This is a genomic window from Streptomyces flavidovirens DSM 40150, from assembly GCF_000429085.1.
GTDB lineage: Bacteria > Actinomycetota > Actinomycetes > Streptomycetales > Streptomycetaceae > Streptomyces > Streptomyces flavidovirens.
On record NZ_AUBE01000020.1, the window covers coordinates 128,433 to 146,580 of the forward strand.

Genomic DNA, 18,148 nt, shown 5'->3' on the forward strand with positions numbered 1-18,148 from the left:
AACCGACCTTCCACAGTTCCCACCACCATGGCACATACGACCTAAAACGGTCACACGAGGGCATGAAAGAGCCCCGGTGGTCCCTCAGGACCACCGGGGCTCCCCCACAAGCTCTGGATCAGCTCTGAATCGCCGCGATCAGGCGGCGACCACGTCCACCGCTTCGGCGGGTGCCTTGATCGTCACCCGCTCCGGTGGCACACCTGCCACCGACGTCACCGAAACGGAATTGAGCATCGGGCGTACCGGTGGACGCACCGGCTCGCTCGCAGCCGACTCCGCCAGCTCGGCCAGCGACAACTCATCACTCACTTCGCGCATGAGCTCGGACATCCGTACGTCAAGCGCGTCGCAGATAGCGGAGAGCAGCTCGGAGGAAGCCTCCTTCTGCCCCCGCTCCACCTCGGATAGATAGCCGAGTGAGACTCGGGCGGACGAGGAGACTTCGCGCAGAGTACGGCCCTGGCGCTGGCGCTGCCGACGCAGCACGTCACCCAGCAGGCGACGGAGCAGAATCATCGGTGGCTCCCTCCTCGGACCGCGTAGCCGCATCCTTCACGCCCCACCGTACCGCCTCGCGCTGCGGCCGTGCGGGGAGCGATGTCGTGTTCACTCAGGGCTGCAAACATCGATTCCCCCCGTTCTGTTCCGTATCCTGTGCCCGCGCATTTTCGTTCAGTTCGCCGAAGAGCAGGGTCAGTACCCTTCGTACACTCTCCATACGGATTACCGCCCGGTCGCCGTTCAACCTCAACCGGGCCACTTTCCCGGCGCCGCCCGGCCCCGCGACCGCCACAAAAACCGTCCCGACGGGCTGCCCGTCCTGGGCATCGGGCCCCGCGACACCCGTGGTCGCGATGCCCCACCCGGCTCCGAGTACGCGCCGTACCCCTGCCGCCATCTGCCGCGCGACCTCCGGGTCCACGGCCCCGCGCTGCTCCAGAAGTGCCGCGTCGACCCCGAGAATGTCCCGCTTCAGCTCTGTGGCGTACGCCGTGACAGCCCCGCGGAAGGCCCGCGAGGCTCCTGGCACGGCGGTGAGCTCGGCGGCCACCAGACCGCCGGTGAGGGATTCGGCGACAGCGAGCGTCTCGCCCCGTGCCACCAGCAACTCCAGCACCTCAGCGGCACCACTCACACCTTCACCAGCCCCACCCGTCACCGTGACGACTCCGCCGCGATCCCGGCCCGCCGCAGCACCACGGCCTGCCGCACATAGTCAAGACCGGTCACCACGGTCAGCACGACCGCCGCCGCCATCACCCAGAACCGCAGCGTCGCGAGCGGCCCCGTCAGCGCCAGCACGTACATCCCGACCGCAACACCCTGCATGAGCGTCTTCATCTTGCCGCCGCGGCTGGCCGGAATGACGCCGTGCCTGATCACCCAGAAGCGCAGCACCGTGATGCCCAGCTCCCGGAAGAGAATGACGCCCGTCACCCACCACGGCAGATCCCCGAGCGCCGACAGGCAGATCAGCGCCGCGCCCATGATCGCCTTGTCGGCGATCGGGTCGGCGATCTTCCCGAAGTCGGTGACGAGGTTGTACGTACGGGCCAGATGGCCGTCGAAGATGTCCGTGATCATGGCGACGGCGAAGGCCGCCCACGCCCACGCGCGCCAGGCCGGGTCGTACCCGCCGTCCTGGAGCATGAGCATCACGAAGCCGGGCACCAGCACCAGCCGCATCATGGTCAGGATGTTGGCGATGTTCCAGAGGCTGGCCTGGTTGACGGCCGCAGCGCCCAGCTTCCCGCCGGGCGCCGGCTTGGCGCCGGTTCCACCCGCAGCGGATGCCGGGACTCCGGTCATCTGCCTGCCTCCTCGTCGGGGGTCTGGGGGTCGCCTCCCAGAAGCTCGCAGGGTTCCGCCACCAAGTCCACGCCCTCGGTCCCGACGACCTTCGCGACGACCATACGGCCGACGGTCAGCCCCTCGCCCGAGGTGAACAGCACCTGGCCGTCCGTCTCGGGTGCCTGGTGCTCCGCCCGGCCCACCGCGCCGTCCTCACCGTCCACCGACTCGACCAGCACCTCGACCGTCTCCCCGAGCCGTTCCTCGGCCCGCTGGGTGGTCAGCTCGTCCGCGAGCCGCGAGATGTGCTCCAGCCGCTCGGCGATGACGTCGGCGTCCAGTTTGTTGTCGTACGTGACGGCCTCGGTGCCCTCCTCGTCGGAGTACCCGAAGACACCGATCGCATCCAGTCTCGCACCCGTGAGGAAACGCTCCAGCTCGCCGAGGTCCGCCTCGCTCTCGCCGGGGAACCCGACGATGAAGTTGGACCGCACACCGGCCTGCGGCGCCTTGCTGCGGATCGTCTCCAGCAGCTCCAGGAAGCGGTCGGTGTCACCGAAGCGCCGCATCGAGCGCAGCACACCCGCCGCCGAGTGCTGGAAGGACAGGTCGAAGTACGGCGCGACCTTCGGCGTGGACGTCAGTACGTCGATCAGTCCCGGCCGCATCTCCGCGGGCTGCAGGTAGCTCACCCGTACCCGCTCGATGCCGTCGACGTCCGCGAGCTCCGGCAGCAGCGTCTCCAGGAGACGGATGTCGCCGAGGTCCTTGCCGTACGACGTGTTGTTCTCGGAGACCAGCATGATCTCCTTGACGCCCTGCTCGGCCAGCCAGCGCGTCTCCCCCAGCACGTCCGACGGGCGCCGCGAAATGAACGATCCGCGGAACGACGGAATGGCGCAGAAGGAACACCTGCGGTCGCACCCGGACGCGAGCTTCACGGAGGCGACGGGGCTGTTCCCGAGCCGCTGCCGCAGCGGCGCACGCGGCCCGGAAGCCGGCGCGAGCCCCTCGGGCAGGTCCTCGGGAGGCGTGTCCTGGGCGTGCCCGGGAAGCGCCACATCGGAGGCGCTGGAGGCGTCCTGGCGCTCCGCGGGGCTGATGGGCAGCAGCTTGCGCCGGTCGCGCGGGGTGTGGGAGGCGTGGATGCCGCCGTTGAGGATGGTCTGGAGGCGGTCGGAGATGTCGGCGTAGTCATCGAATCCGAGTACGCCGTCGGCCTCGGGCAGCGCTTCCTGGAGTTCCTTGCCGTACCGCTCGGCCATGCAGCCCACGGCGACGACGGCCTGCGTCTTGCCGTGATCTTTCAGATCATTGGCTTCCAGCAGGGCGTCGACGGAGTCCTTCTTGGCGGCTTCGACGAAGCCGCAGGTGTTGACGACGGCGACGTCCGCGTCCGAGGCGTCCTCGACGAGCTGCCAGCCGTCCGCTGCCAAGCGGCCTGCCAGCTCCTCCGAGTCCACCTCATTACGGGCGCAGCCAAGAGTGACAAGGGCGACGGTGCGGCGTTCGGGCATGGGCTCAAGACTACTTTGTCCCGGCGCGCGCCCCCGCCGCGAGGGGTTCCACGGGGGCCGGCGCCCCCGTGTCCCGGCCTCACCGGCCTGCCCAGGCCGGTGCGGGCCGGTGCAGGTCAGCCGACCTCCGGGTCACCCTTCGTGTACGTCAGCCGCTCGACCTGTCCTGCCTGGAACTCGTCGCCGACCTCCTTGCCGTTCACGAAGAGCTGCATCGCCCCGGCGTCACCCAGCACAAGATCGATCTTCTCCTTGTCGGTGAAGGTCTTGGACTCGCCCTTGAGCAGCAGGCCGTCGAAGAGCAGCCTGCCGTTGTGGTCCTTCGCCGAGATCCAGCTCTTGCGGTCCCTGGCGGTGAGGGCGACCGTCACCTGGTCCTGCGGGACCGCCGCGATGGCGCTGTCCGACGGATCGGGCTTGGGGTCGGCGGGCTTGGTCGTGGTGGGCTTGGCCGGCTTCGAGGTGGTGGGCTCGGAACCCGCGACCTCCCTGGCGCCGCCGCTGCCGTCGTTGCCGTTGAAGAGCGTGAAACCGACGAAGCCGACGACGGCGACGATCGCGGCGACCATGGCCGCGGTCCAGTTGGGGCGGCGGGCCTCCGGACGGATCCGTTCCGCCTCGAAGAGCGGCGCCGCGGGCGTGGGAGCGGGACGTCCGCCGTGCTCGTCGTCGTACTGCGCGACCAGCGCGTCCGGATTGAGCCCGACGGCGCGTGCGAGTGTACGGATGTGTCCGCGCGCGTACACATCCCCGCCGCAGCGGCTGAAGTCGTCCTGTTCGATCGCGTGCACGATGGGGATGCGCACCCGGGTCGAGCCGCTGACCTCGTCGACCGTCAGACCCGCGTCCACGCGGGCCTGCTGGAGAGCGCGTCCGATCGAGGGCCGGTCGTCTTCGAACGAAGGCCGGTCGTCTTCGGGAGAGTTGCCGATGGACACGGGGGCGCCTTTCGAGCGTGAGCCACCTGCTGGATGTTCAGTCTAGGGGTGGTACGAAAGCGTGAGGCAACTGGGAGGGCGGACTTTGTACGCCATCAGAACCGCCCGGCAGCCCGATGGTGACATCATCTGCCTCCCCTCCCTCAACTGGACGTACGAACAAGGGAAACGGTTGCTCGCCGTTCTCTTACGGGTGAGAATCTCCCCGGATCATAGCGAGCATTTCATCCAATTCGTCCGGTTTCACCAGTACATCGCGCGCCTTCGATCCCTCACTCGGCCCCACGATGTTCCGAGATTCCATCAGATCCATTAGCCTGCCCGCCTTTGCGAAACCGACACGCAGTTTCCGCTGGAGCATCGACGTCGAGCCGAACTGCGTGGACACCACGAGCTCGGCCGCCTGGCACAGAAGATCCAGGTCGTCACCGATATCCTCGTCGATTTCCTTCTTCTTCGCCGTCCCGGCCACCACGTCGTCCCGGAAGACCGGCGCCATCTGATCCTTGCAGTGCTGGACGATCGCCGCGACCTCGTCCTCCGTGACGAACGCGCCCTGCATACGGGTCGGCTTGTTCGCACCCATCGGCAGGAAGAGACCGTCGCCCTTGCCGATCAGCTTCTCGGCGCCCGGCTGGTCGAGGATGACCCGGCTGTCCGCGAGCGAGGAGGTCGCGAACGCGAGCCGCGAAGGCACATTCGCCTTGATCAGACCGGTGACGACGTCCACGGAAGGCCGCTGGGTGGCGAGCACCAGATGGATACCGGCCGCGCGGGCCAACTGGGTGATGCGGACGATGGAGTCCTCGACATCACGCGGCGCGACCATCATCAGGTCCGCGAGCTCGTCGACGATGACCAGCAGATACGGATACGGCGACAGCTCCCGCTCACTGCCCTCCGGCGGCTTCACCTTGCCGCTGCGCACCGCCTGGTTGAAATCGTCGATGTGCCGGTAGCCGTACGCCGCCAGGTCGTCGTAGCGCAGGTCCATCTCCCGTACGACCCACTGCAGGGCCTCGGCGGCCCGCTTGGGGTTGGTGATGATCGGCGTGATGAGGTGCGGGATCCCCTCGTACGCCGTGAGTTCGACCCGCTTCGGGTCGACGAGCACCATCCGTACGTCCTCGGGGGTCGCCCGCACCATGACCGAAGTGATCAGGCAGTTGATGCAGGACGACTTGCCCGACCCGGTGGCGCCCGCGACGAGCACGTGCGGCATCTTCGCGAGGTTCGCCATCTCGTAGCCGCCCTCGACGTTCTTTCCGAGCGCGACGAGCATCGGATGGTCGTCCTCGGCGGCGTCCGCGAGCCGCAGCACATCGCCCAGCTTGACCATCTCGCGGTCACTGTTGGGAATCTCGATGCCGACGGCGGACTTGCCGGGGATCGGGCTGATGATGCGTACGTCGGGACTGGCGACGGCGTACGCGATGTTCTTGGCGAGCGCCGTGATCCGCTCGACCTTGACGGCCGGGCCCAGCTCCACCTCGTACCGCGTGACCGTCGGCCCACGGGTGAAGCCGGTGACGGCGGCGTCGACCTTGAACTCCGTGAAGACGTTCGTCAGTGAGGCGACGACGGCGTCGTTGGCAGCGCTGCGCGTCTTGCCGGGGCCGCCGCGCTCCAGCAGGTCCAGCGACGGCAGGGAGTAGGTGATGTCGCCGGCGAGCTGAAGCTGCTCGGCACGGGGCGGCAACGGCTGGGACACCTCGGGCTGCGCCTTGGTCAGATCGGCCACCTTCGACCCGGACGCGGCGCCCGCCCCAGTAGCGGGCGTGGGCGTGGGCTCCGGTTTCCCGGCGCCCTCGCGTGCGGGCGGCACGGCGGGCGGACGCCCGGTGGAGACCCCCTGGGTCAGATCTGCCACGAGCGCCGAGGGCGGCAGCCCGTTCAGTACGGCGCCGTCCAGCGCGGCAGCGGCGGCGGCGGCGAAGTCCACGGGGTCCATGGCGCGGCCGGGCACCGGCGCGGGCTCGGGCTGCGCGGCGGGCCTGCGGGGCCTGCGGCGCCGGGTGAGCGCCTCCTCCTCCGCGACGTCCGGGTCGTACTCCGCGGGAGCCGGGCCCCGGCGCGCGGACGAGCGACGCCCGCCGGCCGGAAGCGCCTGGCGCCACTGCTCCTCGTACCGCTCGTCGTCCTCGAACTCGTACTCCTCCGGCGGCGCCGCGAGAATCCCCAGCATGACTCCGAGCTGCCGCAGCCGCTCCGGGATGGCGTTGACCGGCGTGGCGGTGACGACCAGCAGCCCGAAGACGGTGAGCAGCAGCAGAAGCGGTACGGCGAGGACGCTGCTCATGGTGAAGACCAGCGGTGTGGAGGCGGCCCAGCCGATCAGGCCGCCCGCGTCCTGCAGCCCCTCGATGCCGTCGCCGCGCGCGGGCGATCCGCAGGCGATGTGGACCTGTCCGAGAACACCGACGACGAGGGCCGAGAGCCCGATGACGATGCGGCCGTTGGCCTCCGGCTTCTCCGGATGCAGGATGAGCCGTACGGCCACGGCGCCCAGCAGTATCGGCACCAGCAGGTCCAGCCGCCCGAAGGCGCCGGTCACCAGCATCGCGACGAGGTCACCGACCGGGCCGCGCAACTGCGCCCACGTACCGGCGGCGACGATCAGCGCGAGGGCGAGCAGGAGCAGCGCGACGCCGTCCTTGCGGTGCGCCGGGTCGAGCCCCTTCGCGCCGCGCCCTATGCCGCGGAACAGCGCGCCCACACCGTGCGCCAGGCCCAGCCAGAGAGCGCACACGAGCCGGAACACGCCGGCGGTGGGCGACGGCGCGGGCTTCGGTGCCCGGCTGGCGGCCGCCTTCTTCGCGGGCGCCTTCTTGACCGGCGCCTTCTTCACGGGCGTCGCCTTCTTCGCCGCCGCCGCGGTCTTCTTGGCGGGCGCCGCTTTCCTGGTGGCGCCGGTGGTACGGCCGGCGCGCGGCTTCGCGGTGCCCGCCGTGCCCTGGGAACCCTTGCCGGACGTACGTGAGGCCATGGTGGTGAGGTTACCGGTGCGAACCGCTACGGACACGTGTGCCCACCGCTTCACCCGTTCGTGTCGTGCCCTCGGCTACAGAAAACTGACGCTGCCTCACGCAGGCGACACAGTCCGCTCAGTACGTCCGCTCAGTACGTCCGGTCAGTACGTCCGCTCAGTACGTCCGGTCAGTGCTGCGAGGGGAACGGCGGCGCGGCGCCGTTGGTGCCCGGTTCGAGCGCGTCGAGCGCCCGGCGCAGCCCGGTCAGCTTGCGCTCCAGGTGAGCCGCCGTGGCGACGGCCCCGGCGTCCGCGGACTCGTCGTCGAGCTGCTTGGAGAGCGCCTCGGCCTGCTCCTCGACGGCGGCGAGCCGCGCGGACAGTTCGGCGAGAAGCCCGGCGGGCTCCTTCGTGTCGCCCACACCGCCCGCCTGGCCACCGCCCTCCAGCTGGAGACGCAGCAGCGCGGCCTGCTCGCGCAGTTGGCAGTTCTTCATGTACAGCTCGACGAAGACGGAGACCTTGGCGCGCAGCACCCACGGGTCGAACGGCTTCGAGATGTAGTCCACCGCGCCTGCCGCGTAACCCCGGAAGGTGTGGTGCGGCCCGTGGTTGATGGCGGTGAGAAAGATGATCGGGATGTCGCGGGTCCGTTCTCGCCGCTTGATGTGCGCAGCGGTCTCGAAACCGTCCATTCCGGGCATCTGTACGTCCAGCAGAATGACCGCGAAGTCGTCCGTCAGCAGCGCTTTGAGCGCCTCCTCCCCTGACGATGCCCGTACCAGTGTCTGATCGAGCGCAGAGAGGATGGCCTCCAGCGCCAACAGATTCTCCGGCCGGTCATCGACCAGGAGGATCTTGGCCTTCTGCACCATGGCCCGCCCTCCTCGCCCCGGCAGTGCACCGGGCGCCGCCCCAGGGGACGACTCTCTTGCGTCGCCCGTCCTTGTGCCGGTCATGGTAGCCGCACCCCGCCTGTCGCCACACCCTGTCACCGCGATGTCACTGTGCACGTAGCAGAAACGCGGTGGGAGACCAGAAGGTTCCCCGAATACCGCAGACTCACACACCTTCCGCCACAGTCAGTCAGCAACCTGCCGGATTCGCACAGCCTATGATCACTCCCCACGCATCCACTGATCCATCACAGAGAGCAGATGGTCGGGATCAACCGGCTTCGTGACGTAGTCGGAAGCACCGGACTCGATGGCCTTCTCCCGGTCGCCCTTCATCGCCTTCGCCGTCAGCGCGATGATCGGCAGCCCCGCGAACTGCGGCATCCTGCGGATCGCCGTCGTCGTGGCGTAACCGTCCATCTCCGGCATCATGATGTCCATCAGTACGACCGTCACATCGTCGTGCTGCTCCAGGACTTCGATGCCCTCCCGGCCGTTCTCGGCGTACAGCACGGAGAGCCCGTGCTGCTCCAGCACGCTGGTGAGCGCGAAGACGTTGCGGATGTCGTCGTCGACGATCAGCACCTTCTCGTTGGAGAACATGATGCCGCGACGCGGCTCCGGTGCCGCCGTCTCCTGTCCCCTCCCGGACCACGATTCCTCGGCAGCAGCCTGGGTCTCGGGCGTGCCGGAGGGCTGACCGGCCGCCTGGCCCGGCAGCGCGGTCCGCTGATCACCGCCGTTCACCGCCCTGCGGCGGCGCCGGAACAGCCCGGCGGGACCGGTCTGCGGGTCGGAGGGCAGCCGGGCGGGCCCGGTGTCGGCCGGCGGCGCGACCTCCGCCGCCGAGGCGCCGTCCGGGGTGCTCCCGCGCAGCGGTTCCATGCCACCGGGCGTGAGCTGCGGGTACCCCTGCGGCGGCAGTTCGCTCGGGTGCAGCGGCAGGTAGAGCGTGAACGTCGACCCGCGGCCCGGCTCGCTCGCCGCGTGGATCTCGCCGCCCAGCAGCCGGGCGATCTCCCGGCTGATGGACAGCCCCAGACCCGTGCCTCCGTACTTCCTGCTGGTCGTCCCGTCGGCCTGCTTGAACGCCTCGAAGATCACCCGCATCTTGCTGGCCGCGATCCCGATGCCGGTGTCGGTCACCGAGAAGGCGATGAGGTCGGCGTCCGCGTCGCGCAGTGAGCCGGCCTCCAGCAGCTGCTCACGGATGGCGTCCGGTACGTCGGTCCTGGCCGGCCGGATGACGAGTTCCACGGCCCCGCTGTCGGTGAACTTCACCGCGTTGGACAGGAGGTTGCGCAGGACCTGCAACAGCCGCTGCTCGTCCGTGTGCAGCGTCGCGGGCAGCTCCGGGGACACCCGTACCGAGAAGTCGAGTCCCTTCTCCGCGGTGAGCGGCCTGAAGGTCGCCTCCACATAGTCCACGAGCTGGACCAGCGCGATCCGGGTCGGGCTGACGTCCATCTTGCCCGCCTCGACCTTCGACAGGTCCAGGATGTCGTTGATCAGCTGCAGCAGGTCGGAACCCGCCCCGTGGATCGTCTCGGCGAACTCCACCTGCTTCGGCGAGAGGTTGCCCTCGGCGTTGTCGGCGAGCAGCTTCGCGAGGATGAGGAGCGAGTTGAGCGGCGTACGCAGCTCGTGCGACATGTTCGCCAGGAACTCGGACTTGTAGCGCATCGAGACCGCGAGCTGCTCGGCGCGCTCCTCCAGGACCTGCCTGGCCTCCTCGATCTCGGTGTTCTTCACCTCGATGTCGCGGTTCTGCTGGGCCAGCAGCTCGGCCTTCTCCTCCAGTTCGGCGTTGGACTCCTGAAGGGCCTTCTGCCGGTTCTCCAGCTCCGCCGACCGCTCCCGAAGCTGCTCGGTCAGCTCCTGCGACTGCTCCAGCAGCACCTCGGTCTTCGTATTGACGCTGATGGTGTTGACGCTCGTCGCGATCATCTCGGCGATCTGGTTGAGGAAGTCCTTCTGGATCTGGGTGAAGGGCTGGAACGACGCCAGCTCGATCACACCGAGGACCTTCCCCTCGAAGAGCACCGGCAGCACGATCACATGCGCGGGCGGTGCCTCGCCGAGACCGGAGGAGATCTTCAGATAGCCCGGCGGCACGTTGTCCACCAGGATCGTGCGCTTCTCCTCCGCCGCCGTGCCGATGAGCGTCTCACCGGGCTTGAAGGACGTCGGCATGGAGCCCGCCGAGTAGCCGTAGCTCCCGCGCATGCGCAGCTCGTACGGGCTGTCCTCGTCCGCGCCGACCTCGGCGCTGCCGCGCGTCGTCAGCGCCAGGAAGAACGCGCCGTGCTGGGCCGAGACCACCGGCGTGAGCTCGCTCATGATCAGCGAGGCCACGTCGTCGAGATCGCGGCGACCCTGCATCAGACCCGAGATACGGGCCAGGTTGCCCTTGAGCCAGTCCTGTTCCTTGTTGGCGAGGGTGGTGTCGCGCAGGTTGGCGATCATCGTGTTGATGTTGTCCTGGAGGACCTGGATCTCGCCCGCGGCATCGACGTCGATCTTGAGATTGAGGTCACCGCGGGTCACCGCCGTGGCCACGGCCGCGATGGCGCGCACCTGCCGGGTCAGGTTCCCGGCCATCTCGTTCACGGACTCCGTCAGGTCACGCCAGGTGCCGTCCACATCGCGTACGCGCGCCTGGCCGCCCAGGATGCCCTCGGTGCCCACCTCACGGGCGACGCGGGTCACCTGGTCGGCGAAGGACGACAGCTGGTCGACCATCGTGTTGATGGTGGTCTTCAGCTCCAGGATCTCGCCGCGCGCGTCGATGTCGATCTTCTTGGTCAGATCGCCCTTCGCGATGGCCGTGGTGACCATCGCGATCTGACGGACCTGGCCGGTCAGGTTGGACGCCATCGAGTTCACCGACTCGGTGAGGTCCTTCCACGTACCGGAGACACCGGGGACGCGCGCCTGGCCGCCCAGTTCGCCTTCCGTACCCACCTCGCGGGCGACGCGCGTGACCTCGTCGGCGAACGACGACAGCGTCGTCACCATGGTGTTGACGGTGTCGGCGAGCTGCGCGACTTCGCCGCGCGCCTCGACCGTCACCTTCTTCGTCAGGTCACCGTTGGCGACCGCCGCCGAGACCTGCGAGATGTTCCGCACCTGAGAAGTCAGGTTGTTGGCCATCAGGTTGACGTTGTCGCTGAGGTCCTTCCAGATGCCGGTGACGCCGCGTACGCGCGCCTGACCGCCCAAGATGCCCTCGGTACCCACCTCACGCGCGACCCTCGTCACCTCGTCGGCGAACGACGACAGCTGGTCCACCATCGTGTTGACCGTGGTCACCAGCTCCAGGATCTCGCCCTTGGCATCGACGGTGATCTTCTTCGACAGGTCGCCCTTGGCGACCGCCGTCGTCACCTCGGCGATGTTGCGGACCTGCGAGGTGAGGTTGTTGGCCATGGAGTTGACGGACTGGGTGAGGTCCTTCCACGTACCGCTGACACCCTGCACCTCGGCCTGACCGCCCAGCATGCCCTCGGTGCCCACCTCGCGGGCCACCCGCGTCACCTGCTCGGCGAAGTTCGACAGCTGGTCGACCATCGTGTTGAGCGTGTTCTTCAGCTCCAGAATCTCGCCGCGCGCGTCCACGTCGATCTTCTGCGACAGATCACCACGGGCCACCGCCGTCGCGACCTGCGCGATGTTACGGACCTGGGCGGTGAGGTTCCCGGCCATGCCGTTCACGGAGTCGGTCAGATCGCGCCATACGCCGGCCACGCCCGGCACCTGCGCCTGGCCGCCGAGCCGCCCGTCCGTACCCACCTCGCGGGCGACCCGCGTCACCTGGTCGGCGAACGACGAAAGCTGGTCGACCATCGTGTTGATGGTGTTCTTGAGCTCCAGGATCTCGCCGCGCGCGTCCACGTCGATCTTCTGCGACAGGTCACCACGGGCCACCGCCGTCGTCACCTGGGCGATCTGCCGTACCTGCGAGGTCAGGTTCCCCGCCATGAAATTGACGGAGTCGGTGAGTTCCTTCCACGTACCGCTGACGCCGTCCACCCGCGCCTGGCCGCCGAGGCGGCCCTCCGTACCCACGTCACGCGCCATCCGCGTCACCTGGTCGGCGAACGACGACAGCTGGTCGACCATCGTGTTCACGGTGTTCTTGAGCTCCAGCATCTCGCCGGAGACGTCCACCGTGACCTTCTGCGACAGGTCACCGTTGGCGACTGCCGTCGTGACCTGGGCGATGTTGCGCACCTGCCCGGTCAGGTTCCGGAAAGCCGTGTTGACCGAGTCCGTCAGGTCCTTCCACGTCCCCGCCGCGCCCGGCACCTGCGCCTGACCGCCCAGCAGACCCTCGACGCCGACCTCGCGCGCCACTCGCGTCACTTCGGAACCAAAGGACTGGAGCTGGTCCACCATCGTGTTGACGGTGTTCTTGAGCTCCAGCATCTCGCCCGCGACGTCGACGGTGACCTTCTGCGTCATGTCACCGTTGGCCACCGCCGTCGTGACCTGCGCGATGTCCCGCACCTGCGTCGTGAGATTCCGGAAGACCGTGTTGACGGAGTCCGTCAGGTCCTTCCACGTGCCCGCCGCGCCCGGCACCTGCGCCTGACCGCCGAGCAGGCCCTCGCCGCCGACCTCGCTCGCCACACGCGTGACCTCGTCCGCGAACGTCCGCAGCGTCTCGGTCATCTGGTTGATCGTCTCGGCGAGCTGCGCCACCTCACCGCGCGCGCTCACCGTGACCTTCCGCGACAGATCACCATTGGCGACCGCCGTCGTCACCTCGGCGATCCCGCGCACCTGCGCGGTCAGGTTCCCCGCCATCAGGTTGACGGAGTCCGTCAGGTCCTTCCATACGCCGGCCACCCCTGGCACCTGCGCCTGCCCGCCCAGTTCGCCCTCCGTACCGACCTCGCGCGCCACGCGGGTCACCTCGGAGGAGAAGGACGAAAGCTGGTCGACCATCGTATTGACGGTGTTCTTCAGCTGAAGCATCTCGCCGGCCACATGCACGGTGACCTTGCGTGACAGATCACCCTTGGCGACCGCCGTCGTAACGAGAGCAATGTCACGCACCTGAGCCGTCAGCCGGTACGCCATGGTATTGACCGAATCCGTGAGATCCTTCCACGAACCGGACATACCGCGCACCTGTGCCTGGCCGCCCAGCTTGCCCTCGGTACCCACTTCGAGCGCGACTCGCGTCACCTCGTCAGTGAACGCCGACAGCTGGTCCACCAGGTTGTTGACCGTACGCCCGACCTTCAGGAACTCACCGCGCAGCGGATGCCCAGCGCCCTCCGCGCCGTCGCCCCCCTGCGTCCGCAGCTCCATCCGCTGGTCGAGGTCGCCGTCCGCCACCGCGGACAGCACCCGCCCCACCTCGGAAACAGGCCGTGCGAGGTCGTCGACCAGGGCGTTCGACGCGTCGATCGCGGTGGCCCAGGAGCCCTCGCAGGCCCCCGTCTCCAGCCTCTCGGCCAGCTTTCCCTCGCGTCCGACCATCCGCCGTACCCGGGCGATCTCACCGGTCAGATGCAGGTTCCGGTCGGCCACCTCGTTGAAGACAGCGGCGATCTCGGCCATCACCCCGTCACCCGACACCGTCAGGCGTTTGCGGAAATTGCCGTCCCGCATCGTCACAAGGGCCTGCAGCAGCCTGTTCAGGGCCGCCGTGTCCACTTCGGTTGTCCCGTTGTTCCGGGACCGTCCGCCTTTTGCGCGCGTGCTGGTGCTCCGCGCGGCTGCGCCAGACTCCACCGTGTCCCTCCCGCAGGGGTTCGACCGTACTCATCGGGCGTCGCCCGAAGCCTTCCCAGTGTTTCACCATGGCCGAACGAGGCCATAACAGTTCGGCAGCTTCGCACACCCCTCCCCGGACTCCGGTAGCGGAAACACTGGTAACCGGCATCCGCTCGGACGTGGAAGGTAAGTAACCTGGCTTCTGGCTGTCCAGCCGCCCCGGTCCGCCCGGCGGGGGCGGTGACGCGAGATCCACCACCGGGCACCGGAGGGGCGGGCCGATCATGGCAGAGCCGGGCGTCGAGACGCGTACGAGGAGTTCTGTGATCACCGCGCGGGCGGCTGCCAGCTTCGACCCCGTGGGACGGTCCGTCGCGACCGCCCGCGCCTTTGTCAGGGACACACTCCAGGGCTGGGGGTACGCCGACATCGTGGACGACGCCGTCGTCCTCACCAGCGAGCTCGTCACGAACGCGGTGGTGCACGCCGGCACCACCGCCGACGTGCTCTGTCTGCGTACGGACGACGGCGTCCGCGTCGAGGTCGGCGACCGCTATCCCGAACGCGAGGTCCCGCTCCAGGGCACCGCCCAGTCGTTCGGCAGCCCCGACCGCGAAGGCGGCCGTGGCCTGCTGCTGTGCGCGGCCATCGCCTCCCGCTGGGGCGTCGACTACGCGCCCACCCACAAACACGTCTGGTTCCAGCTCGACCTCCCCGAACGCCCGGTCGGCATCCGCTCCGCCGGCCCCGTACTCCCCGTCGAGCTCCTCCCGGTCGCCGACGGCCGCATCCGCGTCGCCGTCGTCCAGATCGACCGCTCCGGCGCCATCAACGCCTGGAACGAGGACGCCGAAGAGCTCTTCGGATACGCCGCCGACCAGGTCATCGGCAAGCAGCTCACCGACTTCGCCGCCTGGCCGCACACCCCCGGCATCGCCACCGGCATCGCGGACGCCCTCAAGCTCTCCCGCTGGGAAGGCAGCTACGGCGTCCGCGCCGCCGACGGCCGCACCGTCGCCGTCTACGCCTCCCACCTGCGCGTACGGGACACCTCCGGCGAGCCCTCCACCGTCTGCCTCCTCGTACGCGACTTCGAGCGCGCGGTGCTCCAGTCCCCCCAGCGCACCCCCAGCGACACCGCCAAGGGCTCGCTCTCCGAGGGCCGCACCACGGACCCCTTCGAGGTCTTCATCGGCTCCCCCGCCCCCGACGACCTCGACGGCCTCCTCCAGCGCACCGTCGAGCGCTCCCGCGACATGCTGGACGCCGACTCCGCGTTCCTCCTCCTCGCCACCGACGACGAGACGGAACTGGAGGTACGGGCCACCACCGGCCTCCCCTCCGCCCGCCAGCGCTTCGCCCGCGTCCCCGTGGAGGCCGGCACGGGCCGCTACGGCTCCGCCCGCATGCCCGCCGTCCACGACGACCTGACAGCCGTCCCAGGGGCCGTACCGCTCCTCAACGGCACCGGCATGCGCTCCGTCGTCACCGTCCCCCTAAAGGTCGAGGGCCGCCTCACCGGCTCCCTCGGCGTCGCCGCCGAAGCCCCCGGCCGCTACTCGAACGAAGAGGCCCTGCGCCTCCAGTTCGCCGCCGACCGCATCGCCCTCGCCGTCGAATCCGCCCGCCTCGGCGAGCTCGAACGCCTGCGCCGAGGCTCCCTGTCGTTCCTCGTCGAGGCCTCCGACCTCCTCGCCGGTACGCTCGACCGCGACCAGACCCTCGCCCTCATGGCACAGATGACGGTCCCCACCCTGGCCACCTGGTGCGCCGTCTACACCATCGCCGACCAGTCCTCCGAGCCGTACCTCTCGTTCGTGCTCCACGAGGACGAGGAGCGCATCGACGGCCTTAAGGCCCTCCTGTCCAAGATCGACCCCCCGGAGCCCGTCCCGGCGCCCGGCGCCCGCGTCTGGAACGCCCCCAGCGAAGCCGCCCACCAGGCAGCCCTCCGTACGTCGATGCGCAGCCTCGGCCTCGGCTCCACCCCGCACCTCGGCTCGGGCATCGGCACCACCCTCGCCACAGCGGCGGCGGTCGGCGGCGAGACGGTCGTGCTCCCCCTGGTCGCCCGCAACCGCGTCATCGGCATGCTGACGCTGGGCAAACCCACCGACGACCACTTCCGCCAGGAAATCCTCGAACTCGCCGAGGACCTCTCCCGCCGCGCCGCGCTCGCCCTGGACAACTCACGCCTGTACTCCGAGCGCATGGCCATCAGCCAGTCCCTCCAGCGCAGCCTGCTCCCCCCGGAGCTCCCGCACGTCCCGAACGTCGAGGTGGAGGTCATCTACCGCGCCGCCGGCGAGGGCAACGAGGTCGGCGGCGACTTCTACGACCTCTTCCCGATCCGCGACGGCGCGTACGGCTTCGCCATCGGCGACGTCTGCGGTACGGGCCCCGAGGCAGCAGCCGTAACCGGCCTCGCCCGCCACGCCCTGCGCCTCCTCGCCCGCGAAGGCTTCGGCGGCCCCGCCGTCCTGGAGCGCCTCAACGCGGCGATCCTCGACGAGGGCGCCCGCAGCCGCTTCCTGACGCTCCTTTACGGCGAGCTGTGGCCCCAGGAGGACGGCAGCGCCATCCTGAAGGTCGTCTGCGCGGGCCACCCCCTCCCGCTGCGCCTGCGCCCGGACGGCACGGTCGAACCGGCAGCCGAACCCCAGCCGCTGCTCGGCGTCATGGAGGACCTGGAGCTGTACGAGCAGATGGTCACCCTCGACCCCGGCGACGTACTCCTGTGCGTCACCGACGGCGTCACCGAGCGCCGCGAGGGAACCCGCATGCTCGGCGACGACGGCCTGGCCGACGTCCTCGCCACCTGTACGGGCCTGACAGCCGGCGCCGTCGCCGCCCGCATCCTGCGCGCCGTGGAACGCTTCGCGGCGGAACCGGCCTCCGACGACATGGCCATCCTCGCCATGCGCGTACCGATGCCGCACAACCCGTAAGAGACACACGAAAGGCCCCCGCCAACCGGCGGGGGCCTTTCGTATGTTGAGCCCCAATACGGAATCGAACCGTAGACCTTCTCCTTACCATGGAGACGCTCTACCGACTGAGCTATTGGGGCCTGCGCTGCCCTGCGGCAACGAGACAGAATCCTACCCGAACATCAGCCGTGCTCTGAACCGCAGTTTCCCTGGACAGTTCGCGCACCCGCTGTCTGACCCAAGTCCCACCTCAAACAAAGTTCCTAGAAGGCGGGTTGAAGGAGCCCGCCGAGCGCATTGCAGGAAGCCACAACGCGCTGAAGATCACGCCGGGACAGCAAGCCGCCGACGGGCAGCGCGAGGGTCTCATCGGCAGCGCGCTCGGTCTCGGGCAGACAGACCTCCCGCCGGAAGGCGGGCAGCCTGTGTACGGGCGTCTTCACGGGCACCTGGCAGTCCACACCTTTGCGCCGCACGGCGCGGGCAAAGGCATCACGGTCGGGCCGCCCATTGCCGGGAACCCGGACGACGTACTGCTGATACGTATGCCCTGCGCACGCCTCGGGGGTCCGCACCCCGGTGAGCCGCCTGTCCAAATAAGCGGCGTGCACCTGCCGTTGAGCGAGCGCACTCTGCTCAGGGACGTCTCCTTCGCGGTGCTCCACCACCAGAAGCCCCCGCCGCCGCCCGAGCTCCCGCACCGGCTTCACACCGGCCAGGTACCCGAATCGCGGTACGGCGACGATGGCGGCCGTACGCGACGTCACAGCAGCGTCGGCAGCGTCCGCATCAAGGCAGTAGGTGGCCCCGTCGATGTCCGCGAACACGGGCATGGCCCCAACGGCCCGCACGGCCTCGGCCAGCTCGGCGTTCCCGTAGGCCGACACGATGACCTCGTCGCCGGCACCGACACCCGCGGACTTCAGCATTCCGATCGTCCCCATGCCTTGGGATGCTGGTCGTACAACGTGAACAGCAAGTAACAGGGCATAAAAAAACGCTGGTCCCCGAACCGAAGTTCAGGGACCAGCGTTGAATGATCGTTCGGCGGCGTCCTACTCTCCCACAGGGTCCCCCCTGCAGTACCATCGGCGCTGAAAGGCTTAGCTTCCGGGTTCGGAATGTAACCGGGCGTTTCCCTAACGCTATGACCACCGAAACACTATGAAGATATCGAACCGGATGTTGGCACAGTTCGTTACTTCAGAACTAACACAGTGGACGCGAGCAACTGAGGACAAGCCCTCGGCCTATTAGTACCAGTCAGCTCCACCCGTTACCGGGCTTCCACATCTGGCCTATCAACCCAGTCGTCTACTGGGAGCCTTAACCCCTCAAAGGGGGTGGGAATACTCATCTCGAAGCAGGCTTCCCGCTT

10 protein-coding genes, 1 tRNA gene and 2 rRNA genes are annotated in these 18,148 nt (G+C 68.7%); 1 reads left to right on the plus strand and 12 read right to left on the minus strand.

Features of this window, described 5'->3' with window-relative positions:
• Window positions 1-138: 138 nt before the first annotated feature.
• From G412_RS0123450 to G412_RS0123485, 8 genes are all read right to left on the minus strand, one after another.
• Entirely contained in the window at window positions 139-519 is a 381-nt protein-coding gene (locus tag G412_RS0123450) for a helix-turn-helix domain-containing protein (protein WP_028814221.1), read from the minus strand.
• Between the two features lie 94 nt (window positions 520-613).
• Window positions 614-1,138, minus strand: coding sequence for a CinA family protein (locus G412_RS0123455; protein ID WP_028814222.1), 525 nt, complete (start codon window positions 1,136-1,138; stop codon window positions 614-616).
• Window positions 1,139-1,158: 20 nt separating this feature from the next.
• A complete protein-coding gene (gene pgsA / locus G412_RS0123460; protein WP_028814223.1) occupies window positions 1,159-1,812 on the minus strand; it encodes a CDP-diacylglycerol--glycerol-3-phosphate 3-phosphatidyltransferase in 654 nt (217 codons plus the stop codon).
• Window positions 1,809-3,311, minus strand: a complete 1,503-nt coding sequence (rimO, locus tag G412_RS0123465) for a 30S ribosomal protein S12 methylthiotransferase RimO (RefSeq protein WP_028814224.1) — start codon at window positions 3,309-3,311, stop codon at window positions 1,809-1,811. Before rimO ends, pgsA begins: the two co-directional genes overlap by 4 nt.
• A 116-nt stretch (window positions 3,312-3,427) precedes the next feature.
• On the minus strand, window positions 3,428-4,249 hold the full coding sequence (locus G412_RS0123470) for a helix-turn-helix domain-containing protein (protein ID WP_028814225.1): 822 nt from the start codon (window positions 4,247-4,249) through the stop codon (window positions 3,428-3,430).
• 187 nt (window positions 4,250-4,436) lie between these two features.
• Window positions 4,437-7,235, minus strand: a complete 2,799-nt coding sequence (locus tag G412_RS0123475) for a DNA translocase FtsK (protein ID WP_051338560.1) — start codon at window positions 7,233-7,235, stop codon at window positions 4,437-4,439.
• Between the two features lie 170 nt (window positions 7,236-7,405).
• Window positions 7,406-8,092 (minus strand): response regulator, encoded by a 687-nt coding sequence (locus G412_RS0123480; RefSeq protein ID WP_028814227.1) that lies wholly within the window; start codon window positions 8,090-8,092, stop codon window positions 7,406-7,408.
• A 243-nt stretch (window positions 8,093-8,335) separates the two neighbouring features.
• Window positions 8,336-13,858 carry a HAMP domain-containing protein gene (locus tag G412_RS0123485; protein WP_208857923.1) on the minus strand — a complete coding sequence of 1,841 codons (5,523 nt, stop codon included), beginning with the start codon at window positions 13,856-13,858 and terminating at the stop codon, window positions 8,336-8,338.
• A 266-nt stretch (window positions 13,859-14,124) separates the two neighbouring features.
• Here G412_RS0123485 and G412_RS0123490 point away from each other — a divergent pair, with 266 nt between their 5' ends.
• Window positions 14,125-16,788: a SpoIIE family protein phosphatase gene (locus tag G412_RS0123490; protein ID WP_037649643.1), complete on the plus strand. Its 2,664-nt coding sequence runs from the start codon at window positions 14,125-14,127 to the stop codon at window positions 16,786-16,788.
• A gap of 49 nt (window positions 16,789-16,837) precedes the next feature.
• Here G412_RS0123490 and G412_RS0123495 read toward each other — a convergent pair.
• From G412_RS0123495 to G412_RS0123510, 4 genes are all read right to left on the minus strand, one after another.
• Window positions 16,838-16,910: transfer RNA gene (locus tag G412_RS0123495), tRNA-Thr, on the minus strand.
• A gap of 123 nt (window positions 16,911-17,033) precedes the next feature.
• Complete coding sequence (locus tag G412_RS0123500) at window positions 17,034-17,756, minus strand: DegT/DnrJ/EryC1/StrS family aminotransferase (protein ID WP_279626784.1); 723 nt, start codon at window positions 17,754-17,756, stop codon at window positions 17,034-17,036.
• A 56-nt stretch (window positions 17,757-17,812) separates the two neighbouring features.
• Window positions 17,813-17,929, minus strand: a 5S ribosomal RNA gene (rrf, locus tag G412_RS0123505).
• 74 nt (window positions 17,930-18,003) lie between these two features.
• A 23S ribosomal RNA gene (locus G412_RS0123510) occupies window positions 18,004-18,148 on the minus strand; the annotation flags it as partial.

Bases quoted from the DNA above. Each gene is read 5' to 3' on its own strand.
- G412_RS0123450 (WP_028814221.1), bottom strand. From the start codon at position 519: ATGATTCTGCTCCGTCGCCTGCTGGGTGACGTGCTGCGTCGGCAGCGC.
- pgsA (WP_028814223.1), bottom strand. From the start codon at position 1,812: ATGACCGGAGTCCCGGCATCCGCTGCGGGTGGAACCGGCGCCAAGCCG.
- rimO (WP_028814224.1), bottom strand. From the start codon at position 3,311: ATGCCCGAACGCCGCACCGTCGCCCTTGTCACTCTTGGCTGCGCCCGT.
- G412_RS0123475 (WP_051338560.1), bottom strand. From the start codon at position 7,235: ATGGCCTCACGTACGTCCGGCAAGGGTTCCCAGGGCACGGCGGGCACC.
- G412_RS0123480 (WP_028814227.1), bottom strand. From the start codon at position 8,092: ATGGTGCAGAAGGCCAAGATCCTCCTGGTCGATGACCGGCCGGAGAAT.
- G412_RS0123490 (WP_037649643.1), top strand. From the start codon at position 14,125: ATGGCAGAGCCGGGCGTCGAGACGCGTACGAGGAGTTCTGTGATCACC.